Raw genomic sequence first — 14,343 nt, forward strand, 5'->3', positions numbered from 1 at the left:
GGATCGCCCGTTCAGGCGACGTCGGCCGCGACCCGCATGGTAACGATCCGATCCGGATCGGAGACCGGCTCGCCGCGCTTGATGCGGTCGACGTTCTCCATGCCCTCTTCAACCTTGCCCCATACCGAATACTGACGGTCGAGCCAGGGCGTGTCGTTGAAGCAGATGAAGAACTGCGAATTGGCGGAGTTGGGGTTGCTGGTGCGGGCCATCGAGCAGGTGCCGCGCTGATGGCTCTCGTTGCTGAACTCGGCCTTGAGATCCGGCAGATCGGAGCCGCCGGTCCCGGTGCCCTTGGGGCAGCCGGTCTGCGCCATGAAGCCGTCGATCACCCGATGGAAGGCGATGTTGTCATAAAAGCCCTGGCGCGCCAGTACCTTCAGCCGCTCCACGTGCTGCGGGGCGAGATCCGGCCGCAGCCCGATGACCACGCGGCCCTTGGTCGTTTCCAGAATGAGGGTGTTCTCGGGATCGCTCATGATCAGGTCCTTCCGGGTCGCGCCGCGTTCGATCGGCGGGACCGAATATCATACGTAAGACAGTGATATGGGTGGGCGCGCGGCGCGACGCCCGTCACTTGTCGGTGGCGAGGCGCAGCTTGACGATCTTGTCGGGGCTCTTGACGAGGCCGTTCTGATTGGGGTCGCCCTTCTTGATCTTGTCGACCACGTCCATGCCCGAGACGACCTCGCCGACGACGGTGTAGTTGTTGTCGAGCGACGGCGTGCGGCCGAACATGATGAAGAACTGCGAGTTGGCCGAGTCCTTGTCGCTGGAGCGGGCCATGCCGACGGTACCGCGGTCGAACGGGGTGGCGGTGAATTCCGCCGGGATGTTGGGCAGGTCGGAGCCACCCGCCCCGGTCCCGGTCGGGTCGCCGGTCTGGGCCATGAAGCCGCCGATGACCCGGTGAAAGACGATGCCGTCATAGAACTGGCGCTTGGCCAGCGCCTCGATCTGGGCGACGTGCTTGGGCGCCAGGTCGGGCCGCAGCTTGATGACGACGCGACCGTTCTTGGTGTCGAGATAGAGCGTATCCTTGAGGTCGGCTTTCTGGGCAGAGGCCGCCGCAAGCGGCGCGATGCTCGCGGCGAGCAGCGCGAACAGAACCAACAGGCGCTTCATCTTCCAACTCCCTCGAGTGCACGATTTGACCGGAAAGGCGCATGGCGCCTGCGGCAGATTCAGATTTCCTGCGAGCGGCTTATCTCAGCCCGGCTGATGCAGGGCATGAACGCAGCGCGACGGTCCATCCGATGCCCTAGAGCAATTCGCGATTGGGCGGTTCCACTCAATCGCCAAGCGCTCTAGCGCTTGCGCGCCCGTTCGGCGAGCTTGGCCGCCACGCCCGCAGGGACGAACGAGGACACGTCGCCGCCCATCGCCGCGATCTGGCGAACCAAGGTGGCGGTGATGGGGCGAACGGCCGGCGAGGCCGGCAGGAACATGGTGAGTACCTCGGGCGCCATGGCCCCGTTCATGCCGGCCATCTGCATCTCGTAGTCGAGGTCGGTGCCGTCGCGCAGGCCGCGCACGATGCAGCCGGCGCCCGCGTCGCGCGCCGCATCGACGACGAGGCCCGCAAAGGTCACCACCTCGAGGGTCGCGCCTGTTTCGGCGGCGAGCGGCCCACATTCCTCGCGGATCATCGCCGCCCGCTCTTCGACCGTGAACAGCGGTGTCTTGCTCGCCTGAACGCCGATGGCGATGACGATCTTGTCGAACAGGCGGGCAGCGCCGCGCACCACGTCGATGTGACCGTTGGTGACCGGATCGAAAGATCCAGAGTAGAGAGCAATTCGGGTCATGCAGGTTCGGATTGGGCACAGACGCTGAGCGTCGCGCGGTTGAACGATGAGCGCAAAGGCCAGGGCGGTGTAGCAGCAACCGGCGGACGCGCAAAGCGGGTCGCCGGCCAGCCACGCTCAGCTCATTTCCACATGCACCACGCCCGGCACGGCGCGCAGCGCGCTGGCGACCTGCGGCGAGGTCAGATAGCGGCCGGGCAGCTTCACCTCGACCTCGCGGCCCGCCTCCTCCAGCAGCAGGATGAGCGAGACCTCGCTCTCGCCCTGCTCGCGCAGGCGCTGCCCGACGCTGGCGATGGGACGCTCGTCGCGGAGGAAGATGCGCAGGCCCTTCTGGTGCTTGGCGACGGCGTCGTCCAGCGGCTCCACCGTCTGGATGCGCGCCCTCACCTCGTCGCCCTCGACCGCCGCCTGCACGATCAGGACCAGCGGCCGGCCCGGCTCGAGCAGGTCGCGGTAGCGCTGCAAGCCCTCGGAGAAGATGACCGCCTCGAAGTGGCCGGATTGATCCGACAGCGTGACGATGCCCATCTTGTTGCCGGTCTTGGTGCGCCGTTCGCTCCGGTCGAGCACGGTCGCCGCGACGCGCCCCATGGCCGAGCCCGCCTTGACCGCGCGTACGAAATCGCTCCAGCGCTGCACCCGGATGCGATCGAGCAGCTCACCGTATTCGTCGAGCGGATGCCCGGTCAGGAAGAAGCCGATGGCGTCGAACTCCTTCTGCAGCCGCTCCGCCGGCAGCCACGGCTCGAACGGCGGGATGCGGAGCACCTCGGGCGCCACGCCACCGGGACCGTCGAACAGGCCCTCCTGCCCCTTCGCGGCGGCGGCCTGGGTGCTGTTGGCGAGCGCCATCGCCGCCTCGGCCGAGGCGGTGGCGCGGGCGCGGTCCGGCTCCAGGTCGTCGAGCGCGCCGGCGGCGATCAGCGCCTCCAGCGTGCGCTTGTTGACCAGGCGCGGGTGGATGCGCCGGGCAAAATCGCTGAGGTCGGTGAAGGGCCGGTCGCCCCGCGCCGCGACGATCGCCTCCACCGCCTGCCGGCCGACGCCCTTGACGGCGGCCAGGGCATAGCGGATCGCCGTGCCGCTGGGGCCGTGGTCCGGCTCGAAGACGACGTCCGAGCGGTTGATGGAGGGCGGCTCGACGCGGGTGCCGAGGCGCTCCGCCTCGCGGCGGAATTCGGCGAGCTTGTCGGTGTTGTCCATGTCGAGCGTCATCAGCGCCGCCATGAACTCGACCGGGTAGTTGGCCTTGAGATAGGCGGTCTGGTAGGCGACCAGGGCGTAGGCGGCCGCATGGCTCTTGTTGAAGCCATAGTCGGCGAAGCGGGCCAGCAGGTCGAAGATCTCGTCGGCGAGCGCCTTGTCCAGCCCCCGCTCAATGGCACCACGGACGAAGCGGTCGCGCTGGGCGTCCATCTCCGCCTTGATCTTCTTGCCCATGGCGCGGCGCAGCAGATCGGCCTCGCCCAGCGAATAGCCGGAGAGCTCCTGCGCCACCTGCATCACCTGCTCCTGGTAGATGATGATGCCGAAGGTCTCGCGCAGGATGCCGGCGAGCTTGGGGTGGAGGTACCAGCGCTCTTCGGGCTCACCCTGGCCGTGCTTGCGTTCGCAATAGACGGGAATGTTGGCCATGGGGCCCGGGCGGTAGAGCGCGACGAGGGCGATCAGGTCCTCGAACCGGTCGGCGCGCATCTCCACCAGCGCCTTGCGCATGCCCGGACTTTCAACCTGGAACACGCCCACCGTCTCGCCGCGCCCGAGCAGCTCGAATGTCTTGCGGTCGTCGAGGGGGATCGCGGCGAGGTCGATGTCGATGCCGCGCCGCGCCAGCAGGTTGACGGCGGTGCGCAGCACCGTGAGGGTCTTGAGGCCGAGGAAGTCGAACTTCACCAGGCCGGCCTGCTCCACCCACTTCATGTTGAACTGGGTGACGCGCATGCCGGACTTGGGATCGCGGTAGAGCGGCACCAGCTCTTCGAGCGGCCGATCGCCGATGACGATGCCCGCGGCGTGAGTCGAGGCATGCCGGTGCAGCCCCTCCAGCTTCTGGGCGATGGCGAGCATCCGGCCGACCACCGGCTCGTCGGTGGCGGCCGCCTGGAGCTTGGGCTCGTCCTCGATCGCCTTCTGCAGCGAGACCGGGTTGGCCGGGTTCTGCGGCACGAGCTTGGTCAGCCGGTCGACCTGCCCGTACGGCATCTCGAGCACGCGACCCACGTCGCGCATGACGCCGCGGGCGAGGAGGGTGCCGAAGGTGATGATCTGGGCGACACGCGTCTCGCCGTAGCGCCGTTGCACGTAGGAGATCACCTCGTCGCGACGGTCCTGGCAGAAGTCGATGTCGAAGTCGGGCATCGACACGCGCTCGGGATTGAGGAAGCGCTCGAACAGCAGGCCGAAGCGGAGCGGGTCGATGTCGGTGATGGTCAGCGCGTAGGCGACCAGCGAGCCTGCGCCAGAGCCGCGCCCCGGCCCCACCGGGATGCCGGCCGCCTTGGCCCACTGGATGAAGTCGGAGACGATGAGGAAGTAGCCTGGGTATTTCATCCGCTCGATGACGGACAGCTCGTAGCTCAGGCGCTCGGTATAGTCGGTCTCGGTGAGCCCCGGCGCCGGCCCGTGTGCCCCCAGCCGCGCCGCAAGGCCGGTTTCAGCCCGCTGCCGGAGGTCGACCGCCTCGTCCAGGTCCTCGGTGAAGCGCGGCAGGATCGGGCTCGCCTTGCGAGCCCGCACGGCGCAGCGCATGGCGATTTCGACGCTCGACGCCAAGGCCTCGGGCAGATCCTTGAAGGTCTCGGCCATCGCGGCCCGGGTTGCGAAGGCATGGCGTGCGCTGAGGCGCCGCCGGTTCTCATCGGAGACGACGCGTCCTTCGGCAATGGCGAGCAGCGCGTCATGGGCCTCATGGTCGTCGGTCTTGGCGAAATAGGGCTCGCCGGTGGCGACCAACGGCAGCCCCCGATCGTAGGCCAGGCGCAGCAGCTCCGGCTCCACCATCCGCTCGTCGGGAAGGCCGTGGCGCTGCAGCTCGACATAGAGCCGGCGGTCGAACAGCGGCTGCAGCCGGTCGAGACGGGCTGCGGCCAGGTCGGCGCGGCCCGTCGCCATGGCCTGGTCGAGCGGCCCGGCCGGGCCGCCAGTGAGCGCAATCAAGCCTTCGCTATGGGCCTCGAGCACGGCGACACCCACATGGGTCGCCTCGCCTGCTTGGGTGTCGAGATAGGCGCGGCTGGTGATGCGCAGGAGGTTGCGATAGCCCTCCTGCGTCGCCGCCAGCAGGACGATGCTGGGGTGGCGCTGGCCCAACACCTGCCGGGCACCCGGCTCCGGCACCTCGAAGGCCACCGAGATCTGCAGGCCGGCGATGGGCTGGATGCCCGAGCCCGACAGCTTCTCGGAGAACTCCAACGCCCCGAACAGGTTGTTGGTGTCGGTCAGCGCCAGCGCCGGCTGCCGGTCCGCCGCCGCAAGCTTGTGGAGCATGGCGATAGTCATCGCCCCTTCGAGCAGCGAATACGACGAATGCACGTGCAGGTGCACAAAGCCGACGTCGCGCAGGATCTTCGCCATGTTCGCTCCCCGGAGCGAGGCCTGCACAGGCCTCAGACTCCCGGCCGAGTATCGGTCATCTGTGCGCGGCACCGAAGCGGCGCCGCTGCCTCTCCTGTGGACGAGCCAGGACTGCGGTGTCGCGCCTGGCGCCGCAGAGCCGGCAGCGGCGGCCGCAGGCCCCGTCGGCGGTCGGTGTTCATGATTTGGTCCCGGCGCCTGATTCGACCTATTTCAGGCGACTTCAGTAGCCCGAGGCGATGCCGGCCCAGACGCCGATCATGGCGACGAACAACGACAAGGCGGCAAGCTCGGCGACGCTGCGAAGGATGAGGTGGGTCATAAGGGCCTCCCGATGCGAATGAATTTATTATGTTCTTGTTTTGTTCCTGAGACAAGCCGAGATGAGCCACACGCTCCGGGCACCCTTAACAAAAGGTTGCCTGAATTCCTGCCGGCCTTCAGTCGGCCGAGACGATCAGCCCGTCGCGGATGGTGACGCGCCGATCCATCTGCGCCGCGAGCGACAGATTGTGCGTCGCCACCAGGGCCGCGAGCCCGGTGGCGCGCACCAGCTGCAGCAAGGTCGAGAACACGTGCTCGGCGGTGGTGGGATCGAGGTTGCCGGTCGGCTCGTCGGCCAAGAGCACCCGCGGCGCGTTGGCGACGGCGCGCGCGATGGCGACGCGCTGCTGCTCGCCACCCGACAGCTCGGCCGGGCGATGGCTGAGGCGCTGCCCAAGGCCGAGGAAGCTCAACAGTTCACTCGCGCGCGCCGCCGCCTCGTTCCGCGCCAAGCCGGTGATCATCTGTGGGATGACGACGTTCTCCAGCGCCGAGAACTCCGGCAGCAGGTGATGCGACTGGTAGACGAAGCCGATCTCGGTCCGCCGCAACCGGGTGCGGCCGTCGTCGTCGAGCGCCACGGTCGGCTGCTCGCTGATGTAGACTTCACCGCCATTGGGCTTTTCCAGCAACCCGGCGACATGCAGGAGCGTCGACTTGCCGGTGCCCGAGGGCGCCACCAAGGCGACGATCTCGCCCGGCCAGATGGCGAGGTCGGCGCCACGCAGGATCTCGAGCGCGCCTTCGCCTTCGGCGTAGGACCGCTCGATCTGCGACAGGAACAAGGCGGGGGCATCGGGCGCGCTCAAGGTATCAGCCGTAGCGCAAGGCTTCTACCGGGTCGAGCTTGGCGGCGCGCCAGCTCGGATAGAGCGTGGCGAGCAGCGACAGCACGAAGGCGGTCATGACCACGGTGATCACCTCGCCGGGATCGACCACCGCCGGTAGACGGCTCAGGAAGTAGAACTCGGCCGGGAACAGGTTGGTCTCCAGCATGTTGGAGAGGAATTGCCGGATCGCCTCGACGTTCCAGGAGAGCAGCAGGCCGATCACCAGCCCCGCCAACGTGCCGACGACGCCGATGGCGGCGCCGGTGATCAGGAAGATCCGCATGATGGCGCCGCGGGTAGCGCCCATCGTACGCAGGATGGCGATGTCGGCGCTCTTGTCCTTCACCAGCATGATGATGCCGGAGACGATGTTGAGAGCGGCCACCAGCACGATCAGCAAGAGGATGAGGAACATCACGTTGCGCTCGACCTTGAGCACGCCGAAGAAGGTGCGGTTGCGGGTGCGCCAGTCGGTCATCATGAACTGCCGGTCGACGCCCCGCTCGATAGCCTGGCGCACCGTGTCCACCTGATCGGCGTCGGCGATGTAGACTTCGATCACGCTCACGTCGTCGGCACGGTTGAAGTAGGCCTGCGCCTCCGCCAGCGGCATGTAGACGAAGGTGCCGTCGAACTCCGACATGCCGATCTCGAAGACGCCGTTGACGGGATAGGACTTGATGCGCGGCGCCGTGCCGAACGGCGTCGCGGCGCCGCGTGGCGATACCAGCGTGATGCTGTCGCCGGCATGCAGGCCGAGGCTGTCGGCGAGCCGCTTGCCGATGATCACCCCACCCTTGGTGTCGAAGCCTTCGAGCGTCCCCTCGCGCAGGTTCGCCGAGACGTAGTCGACGTTGTGAAGGTCGGCCTCGCGCACGCCGCGCACCAGCACACCGTTGGCGCCCGATGGCGACGAGGCCAGCGCCTGCCCCTCCACCATCGGCACCACCATCTTGACGCCGGGCACCTTGGCCAGCGCCTCTGAGACCTGGACGAAGTCGGTCAGCGGCCGGTCGAGCGCCTGCACGAAGATATGGCCGTTGATGCCGATGATCTTGGCGAGCAGTTCGTGGCGGAAGCCGTTCATCACCGACAGCACGATGATCAAGGTCGCCACGCCGAGCATGATGCCGAGGAAAGAGAAGCCGGCGATGACGGAGATGAAGCCTTCCTTGCGCCGCGCCCGCAGATAGCGCCAGGCGATCATCCATTCGAACGGCGCGAAGGGGCGAGTCGCGGCATGTTCCCCGGTTGGACTCGCCATGAACTCCTCGGTTCAGCTCCACGCAGCGACGGGCAGGCCGGACAATCGTTGCCGGTCGGTTCGACCGTGACGCCGGCCGTGATTCCGGCGGGCGGGCACGGACCGGTGGAGAAAGCTAGGACATGACGGCGAAAATACGAAACCGCCCGACGAATCCTGCTCTTCAGCCCGCGATGCGCGCCACGGCGTCCTCGATCGACAGCAGCTCACGCTCGCCGGTGGCGCGGCGCTTCAGCTCGACCTTGCCGGCGGCGAGGCCCTTGGGTCCGACCAGGATCTGCCAGGGCACGCCGATCAGGTCGGCGGTGGCGAACTTGGCGCCGGCGCGCTCGTCGCGGTCGTCGTACAGCACGTCGAAGCCCCGCAGCGTCAGCGCCTTGTAGAGGGCGCCGCAGGCCTCCGCGGTGGCGCTGTCACCGACCTTGAGGTCGAGCAGCATCACTTGGAACGGCGCGATCTCGTCCGGCCAGATGATGCCGCTGTCGTCGTGCCCGGCCTCGATCAGCGCGGCGGCCAGGCGGCTCGGCCCGATGCCGTAGGAGCCCATGTGCACGGGCCGCTCCTGCCCGTCCGGACCGGTCACCGTCGCGGCCATCGGCGCGGAGTACTTGGTGCCGAAATAGAAGATGTGGCCGACCTCGATGCCGCGGGCGGAGAGCCGGCTGTCGGCGTCGAGGGCCTCGAACGCCGCGGCGTCGTGCATCTCGGACGTGGCCGCGTAGCGCGACGTCCAGTGATCGACGAGCCCTTGCAGGCCCGCCACGTCCTCGAAGTCCGTGTCCGCCGGCGGCACGGCGAAGCCGAGGTAATCCTTGTGGCAGAACACCTCGCTCTCGCCGGTGTCGGCGAGGATGATGAACTCGTGGCTGAGGTCGCCGCCGATCGGCCCGGTGTCGGCCTTCATCGGGATCGCCTTCAGCCCCATCCGCGCGAACGTGCGCAGATAGGCGACGAACATCCGGTTATAGGAATGGCGGGCGCCGGCCTGGTCGAGATCGAAGGAATAGGCGTCCTTCATCAGGAACTCGCGCGAGCGCATGGTGCCGAAGCGCGGCCGGATCTCGTCGCGGAACTTCCACTGCAGGTGATAGAGATTGAGCGGCAGATCCTTGTAGGACCGCACGTAGGCGCGGAAGATCTCGGTGATCATCTCTTCGTTGGTGGGGCCGAAGAGCATCTCGCGCTCGTGCCGGTCGGAGATCCGCAGCATCTCCTTGCCGTAGGCGTCGTAGCGGCCCGACTCGCGCCACAGCTCCGCCGGCTGGATCGTCGGCATCAGGAGCTCGACGGCTCCCGCCCGGTTCTGCTCCTCGCGCACGACGGCCGTGATCTTGTTGAGCACCCGTAAGCCGAGCGGCAGCCAGGCATAGATGCCCGCCGCCTCCTGGCGGATCATGCCGGCACGCAGCATCAGCCGGTGAGAGACGATCTCCGCCTCTTTTGGGGTCTCGCGCAGGATCGGCAGAAAATAGCGGGTGAGACGCATGACACCTCGACGCGGCAGACGTTTGAAACGAGACGCCCACACCAACAACGGCTGCGGCGAAAAGACAAGCTGAGCGCGGCTGGAGCGCTTTGCGATTGGGTGGAATCACCCAATCCCTGAGAAGCGCTCCATACACAAAGACCTGGAGCATTTCTGCGCAATTGGATGACCTCATCCAATTGCGCAGAAATGCTCTAGAGCTCGATGGTGACGATGGCCCAATAGGCCGCCGCGAAGATCACCGCGGCGATCACCGTCGTGATCAACGCCTTGAGCCAGAGCCGCGGCGCGGTCGGCGCGCCCGGCTCCGTGCCGCCGACCACCGCATCGGCCTCCGACTGGCTCTTCACGCCGAACGGCAGGACGGCGAACAGCACCACCCACCAGATGACGATGTAGAGCGCGATCGAAAGGCCTAGGCTCATCGCAGGACCGGACCGTTCATGCCTGTTCGAGCTCGACCAGCGTGCCGCAGAAGTCCTTGGGATGCAGGAACAGCACGGGCTTGCCGTGGGCGCCGATGCGCGGCTCGCCGGTGCCGAGCACGCGCGCCCCCTGCCCCTTCAGCTGGTCACGGGCCGCGATGATGTCGTCGACCTCGTAGCAGATGTGATGGATGCCGCCGTCGGCGTTGCGCTCCAGGAACTTGGCGATCGGCGAATCGGCGCCCAGCGGCTCGAGCAGCTCGATCTTGGTGTTGGGCAGCTCGACGAACACCGTCGTGACCCCGTGATCGGGCTGGGGCACCGCATCGGTGACCTTGGCGCCCAAGGTGTTCTGGTAGACCTTCGTCGCCGACGCGATGTCCTTCACCGCGATGGCCACGTGGTTGAGCCGGCCGATCATTGGTTGTCTCCCCTCGAGCAAGTGCCGGCCAGCATGGGCCGGAGGCGTCGTCTTTCTTGCCGCGCGGCTGGACATTTCGCAATCGGACGAAATCGCCCGACTGCACGGAAATGTTCCAACCCTCTGAATCCGGGGCGCTTCTCGGCGCGCGGGCTTCCGTCCGACCGTGGGCCGCAGCCCGGCCCCGATCTCAGTCCTTGATGATCAGGACGTGGCAGAACGGCTTCTTGCCCCATACTTGGCGGACCTCGGCGCGCACGGCGCGCTCGACCGTGCGGGCGAAGGCGGTCGGATCGCGGCGCTTGGGGCGCGGCAGGTTGTCGATGGCCTCGTCGACCGCATCGCCGATGACATCGACCATCGATTCGCCGTCGCGGGTCTTGGACGGCAGGCCCGCCACGGCGATCTCCGGCTCGCCGACCAGCGCGCCCCGATCGTCGACGGCGATGGCGATCGACACGATGCCGGCGAAGGCCAGGCGACGGCGTTCGGCGATGGCCGGCTCACCGGCGGGAATGACGATGTCGCCATCGCGGAACAAACGGCCGGCCGGCACCTTCTCGACGATCGTCGCTGCATCGGGGGCGATCTGCACCATGTCGCCGTTGTAGGCGCGCACCACGCGCGGCGCGCCCCACTTGCTGGCGAAATCGGCATGCTCCGACAGATGCAGCGCCTCGCCGTGGGCCGGAATGGCGATGCGCGGCCGCAGCCACGAGTAGAGCGCCGCCATCTCGCCGCGGCGGGGATGGCCGGAGGCATGCACCAGGTGCTCGCGGTCGGTGATGACCTCGATCCCCTGCTTGACCAGGCTGTTGATGATCTGCCCCACGGCCCGCTCGTTGCCGGGGATGGTGCGCGACGAGAACACGACACGGTCGCCGGGCGACAGGCCGATGGCCGGATGGTCGTCGGTCGCGATCCGCGACAACGCCGCGCGCGGCTCGCCCTGACTGCCGGTCAGCAGCGCCACCACCTTGTCGCGCGGCAGGTAGCCGAAGGACTCAGGCGAGCGGAACGGCGGCAGGCCGGAGAGGAAGCCGCACTCCTCGGCCACTTCGATGACGCGCTCCATGCCGCGGCCGACGACGACGACCTCGCGGCCGCAGGCCGCCGCCGCCTCGGCGACGGAGCGGATGCGTGCCACGTTGGAGGCGAAGGCGGTCACGCAGACGCGCTGCGGCGATTCGCGGATGATGTCGGCCAGGGTCTTGCCGACGTCCTGCTCGCTCGGGCTGACGCCGTCGCGCACCACGTTGGTCGAGTCGCTGATCAGCGCCAGCACGCCTTCGTCCCCGAGCGCGCGCAGCCGCGCCTCGTCGGTCGGCTGCCCCACCACCGGCGTCGGGTCGAGCTTCCAGTCGCCGGAATGGACGACCAGGCCGAGCGGCGTACGGATGGCGAGGGCGTTCGACTCCGGAATCGAGTGGGACATGGCCACGAACTCGATGCTGAACGGACCGAGCGTGAGCGTGCCGCCCTGCCTGACCTCCTTGAGCGGAATCTTGGGCGCATTCGGTTCCGACAGCCGCCGCGCCTCGAGCAGGCCGAGCGCGAACGGCGTGGCGTAGACCGGCGCCTGCAGGCGCGGCCAGAGCTCGACCAGGGCCCCGATATGGTCCTCGTGGGCATGGGTGATGACGATGCCGAGCAGGTTCGCGCGCTTCGCCTCAAGGAACCCCAGGTCCGGGTAGATCAGGTCGATCCCCGGCATGTGCTCTTCCTGAGCGAAGCTGACGCCGCAATCGACCAGGATCCACTGCCGATTGGCGCGGGGGCCAAAGCCGTAGAGCGCCGCGTTCATGCCGATTTCGCCGAGGCCGCCGAGCGGAACGAAGACCAGGCTGTCGTGGGGGGCTGACATCTATGAGGGGTCCCTGGCCGTTGCGGCGGAACCGAAGTGCACGTCGCCTGCTGTTATGGTCTTCGTCGATCCGTCCGCCTGCCTGACGATCAGCTGACCTGCGTCATCGATCGTCTCGAACGTCCCGCGAATGGTTTCGCTCCCGGAATTCACGGCCACGGGCTCGCCGATGCCGGCGGCGCGCGCAAGCCACTGCCGGCGGATCTCCGGCAGCCCCTCGCCGTTGCGCCATTGCGCATGGCAGGCGAGCCAGGTCGCCGACAGCGTTTCGAACAGGCTTGCCGCAGTCAGGTTGGCGCCGATCGCCGCCAGCGACGTCGCCCGATAGGCCCCGCCTTCGGGCGCGGCCACGACATTGATGCCGATGCCGACCACGACAATGCGGCGGCCGCCCATCGTCATCTCGCTCTCGAGCAGGATGCCGACCAGCTTGCCGCCGTCGAGCAGCACGTCGTTGGGCCATTTGAGCTTGAGCCGGCTGCCGTGCTCCAGCGCCGGCACGCTGATGCGCAGCGCCTGTTCGACGGCGAGACCGGCGACGAAGCCGAGCGTCGCCGCCACGGCCGGATCGCAGGTCACGTCGAGCAGGAGGCTGGCGGCGAGATTGCCCGGCGGTCCCTCCCAGGCGCGACCACGACGGCCCCGGCCGCCGCGCTGGTGAGGGGTCACCACCCACAGCGGGCCTGTCGTTCCCTGCCGGGCCCGATCGAGCGCTTCGCTGTTGGTCGATCCGGCGACGGTGTCGAAAGCGAGAAGAGAATACCCGGCCGCTTCAGCCTGCGGCGCCAAAGAGAAATGCATCAGGACCCGAGTCTGGTGGATTTGAAGTTCCCATCCCTCTCATGGCATCCGCGTCCGGGAACTTCAAACCCCCTGGTGATGCGAAACTCCAGCTATCCCGCTTGGAAGAGCGACCTGGCCGCCGCGGTGGCGGCGCCGACGAGCGGGCCGGGCACGACGAAGAACAGGAGCGTGACGATGCTCGACAGCGCCAGGATGAACTTCACCGTGCCGGGCATCGGCTCATAGGCCTCGGTCGGCTCATCGAAGTAGATCAGCTTGACGATGCGCAGATAGTAGAAGGCGCCGACCACGCTGGCGACGACGCCGATGACGGCGAGCGTCGCCAGTCCGGCCTGGATTGCGGCCGCGAACACGTAGAACTTGGCGAAGAAGCCGGCGAGCGGCGGGATGCCGGCGAGCGAGAACATCAGCATCGAGAACAGGAACGCCATCACCGGATGGTGGCGCGACAGGCCCGCGAGATCGTTGACCTCCTCGATCAGCACGCCGGCGCGCCGCATGGACAGCAGGCAGGCGAAGGTGCCGAGCGTCATGGCGACATAAATCGCCATGTAGATCAGCACGCCATTGACCCCTTGCGCCGTGCCGGCGGCGAGGCCGACGAGCGCGTAGCCCATGTGGCCGATCGAGGAATAGGCCATCAGGCGCTTGATGTTGCGCTGGCCGATGGCGGCGAACGAGCCCAGCACCATCGAGGCGATGGCGATGAACACGACGATCTGCTGCCATTGCGGCGTGATGCCGGGAAAGGCGCCGACGAAGACGCGAATGGTCATCGCCATCGCCGCCGCCTTGGGCGCGGTGGCGAGGAAGGCCGTCACCGGCGTGGGCGCGCCCTCGTAGACATCCGGCGTCCACATGTGGAACGGCACCGCCGAGATCTTGAAGGCGAGGCCCGCCGACAGGAAGACGAGCCCGAAGATGATGCCCGTGGAGTGCTGGCCCTGGATCGCGGCGGCGATGCCGCTGAACGACACGGTGCCGGAGAAGCCGTAGATCAGCGAGGCGCCGTAGAGCAGCATGCCCGAGGACAGCGCGCCCAGGACGAAATACTTGAGGCCGGCCTCGGTCGACCGGGTGTTGTCGCGGTCGAACGCGCAGATCACGTAGATGGCGAGCGATTGCAGCTCCAGCCCGATGTAGAGCGAGATCAGGTCGTTCGCCGAGATCATCACCAGCATGCCGAGCGTCGACAGGGTGACGAGCACGGGGTACTCGAAGGCCGTGAGCTTGCGACGCTTGAAGTCGTCGGAGGCCAAGATCAGGGCGCCACCTGCGCCGATCAGGGCCAGGATCTTCATGAAGCGCGAGAAATCGTCGATGATGAACGAGCCGCCGAAGGCGACCGTCTTATCGCCCGGCTGCAAGGCCACGGCGATGCCGGCCGCCACCAGCAGCACCAGCGTCGCTCCGCCCACCAAGGTCGCGGATCGCTCGCCCTGAAACGCGCCGATCAGGATCAGCGCGAGCACACCCACCGCGAGGATCAGCTCCGGCAGGATGACGTGGAGGTTCGGTAGCATCGCGGCGGTCATACGAAC

12 protein-coding genes are annotated in these 14,343 nt (G+C 67.6%); all 12 read right to left on the minus strand.

Features of this window, described 5'->3' with window-relative positions; genetic code table 11:
• Window positions 1-11: 11 nt before the first annotated feature.
• The 12 genes from ACZ5PO_RS28740 to nuoN all read right to left on the minus strand — a co-directional run bounded on the left by ACZ5PO_RS28740 (window position 12) and on the right by nuoN (window position 14,337).
• Window positions 12-479, minus strand: coding sequence for a peptidylprolyl isomerase (locus tag ACZ5PO_RS28740; protein WP_464185614.1), 468 nt, complete (start codon window positions 477-479; stop codon window positions 12-14).
• 94 nt (window positions 480-573) lie between these two features.
• Window positions 574-1,125 (minus strand): peptidylprolyl isomerase, encoded by a 552-nt coding sequence (locus tag ACZ5PO_RS28745; RefSeq protein WP_464185615.1) that lies wholly within the window; start codon window positions 1,123-1,125, stop codon window positions 574-576.
• Window positions 1,126-1,307: 182 nt separating this feature from the next.
• On the minus strand, window positions 1,308-1,808 hold the full coding sequence (coaD, locus tag ACZ5PO_RS28750; protein WP_464185617.1) for a pantetheine-phosphate adenylyltransferase: 501 nt from the start codon (window positions 1,806-1,808) through the stop codon (window positions 1,308-1,310).
• A 117-nt stretch (window positions 1,809-1,925) separates the two neighbouring features.
• Entirely contained in the window at window positions 1,926-5,384 is a 3,459-nt protein-coding gene (gene dnaE, locus ACZ5PO_RS28755; protein ID WP_464185618.1) for a DNA polymerase III subunit alpha, read from the minus strand.
• A gap of 440 nt (window positions 5,385-5,824) precedes the next feature.
• Complete coding sequence (locus ACZ5PO_RS28760; RefSeq protein WP_464185620.1) at window positions 5,825-6,517, minus strand: ABC transporter ATP-binding protein; 693 nt, start codon at window positions 6,515-6,517, stop codon at window positions 5,825-5,827.
• Window positions 6,518-6,521: 4 nt separating this feature from the next.
• Entirely contained in the window at window positions 6,522-7,802 is a 1,281-nt protein-coding gene (locus tag ACZ5PO_RS28765) for a lipoprotein-releasing ABC transporter permease subunit (RefSeq protein ID WP_464185621.1), read from the minus strand.
• A gap of 163 nt (window positions 7,803-7,965) precedes the next feature.
• Window positions 7,966-9,288 (minus strand): proline--tRNA ligase, encoded by a 1,323-nt coding sequence (gene proS, locus ACZ5PO_RS28770; RefSeq protein ID WP_464185622.1) that lies wholly within the window; start codon window positions 9,286-9,288, stop codon window positions 7,966-7,968.
• A 194-nt stretch (window positions 9,289-9,482) separates the two neighbouring features.
• Window positions 9,483-9,713: a DUF1467 family protein gene (locus tag ACZ5PO_RS28775; RefSeq protein ID WP_464185623.1), complete on the minus strand. Its 231-nt coding sequence runs from the start codon at window positions 9,711-9,713 to the stop codon at window positions 9,483-9,485.
• Between the two features lie 16 nt (window positions 9,714-9,729).
• Window positions 9,730-10,134, minus strand: coding sequence for a methylmalonyl-CoA epimerase (gene mce, locus ACZ5PO_RS28780; RefSeq protein ID WP_188608404.1), 405 nt, complete (start codon window positions 10,132-10,134; stop codon window positions 9,730-9,732).
• A gap of 190 nt (window positions 10,135-10,324) precedes the next feature.
• Window positions 10,325-11,998: a ribonuclease J gene (locus tag ACZ5PO_RS28785; protein ID WP_464185624.1), complete on the minus strand. Its 1,674-nt coding sequence runs from the start codon at window positions 11,996-11,998 to the stop codon at window positions 10,325-10,327.
• Window positions 11,999-12,799, minus strand: a complete 801-nt coding sequence (locus ACZ5PO_RS28790) for a biotin--[acetyl-CoA-carboxylase] ligase (protein WP_464185626.1) — start codon at window positions 12,797-12,799, stop codon at window positions 11,999-12,001.
• A gap of 92 nt (window positions 12,800-12,891) precedes the next feature.
• Entirely contained in the window at window positions 12,892-14,337 is a 1,446-nt protein-coding gene (gene nuoN, locus ACZ5PO_RS28795) for an NADH-quinone oxidoreductase subunit NuoN (protein WP_464185627.1), read from the minus strand.
• Window positions 14,338-14,343: the final 6 nt, after the last annotated feature.

This window comes from Chelatococcus sp. KU-N122 (assembly GCF_055391085.1).

Excerpts from the sequence above, each read along its gene's own strand:
- proS (WP_464185622.1), bottom strand. The coding sequence starts at position 9,288 with ATGCGTCTCACCCGCTATTTTCTGCCGATCCTGCGCGAGACCCCAAAA.
- ACZ5PO_RS28765 (WP_464185621.1), bottom strand. The coding sequence starts at position 7,802 with ATGGCGAGTCCAACCGGGGAACATGCCGCGACTCGCCCCTTCGCGCCG.
- ACZ5PO_RS28790 (WP_464185626.1), bottom strand. The coding sequence starts at position 12,799 with ATGCATTTCTCTTTGGCGCCGCAGGCTGAAGCGGCCGGGTATTCTCTT.
- ACZ5PO_RS28745 (WP_464185615.1), bottom strand. The coding sequence starts at position 1,125 with ATGAAGCGCCTGTTGGTTCTGTTCGCGCTGCTCGCCGCGAGCATCGCG.
- ACZ5PO_RS28740 (WP_464185614.1), bottom strand. The coding sequence starts at position 479 with ATGAGCGATCCCGAGAACACCCTCATTCTGGAAACGACCAAGGGCCGC.
- mce (WP_188608404.1), bottom strand. The coding sequence starts at position 10,134 with ATGATCGGCCGGCTCAACCACGTGGCCATCGCGGTGAAGGACATCGCG.
- dnaE (WP_464185618.1), bottom strand. The coding sequence starts at position 5,384 with ATGGCGAAGATCCTGCGCGACGTCGGCTTTGTGCACCTGCACGTGCAT.
- nuoN (WP_464185627.1), bottom strand. The coding sequence starts at position 14,337 with ATGACCGCCGCGATGCTACCGAACCTCCACGTCATCCTGCCGGAGCTG.
- coaD (WP_464185617.1), bottom strand. The coding sequence starts at position 1,808 with ATGACCCGAATTGCTCTCTACTCTGGATCTTTCGATCCGGTCACCAAC.
- ACZ5PO_RS28785 (WP_464185624.1), bottom strand. The coding sequence starts at position 11,998 with ATGTCAGCCCCCCACGACAGCCTGGTCTTCGTTCCGCTCGGCGGCCTC.
- ACZ5PO_RS28775 (WP_464185623.1), bottom strand. The coding sequence starts at position 9,713 with ATGAGCCTAGGCCTTTCGATCGCGCTCTACATCGTCATCTGGTGGGTG.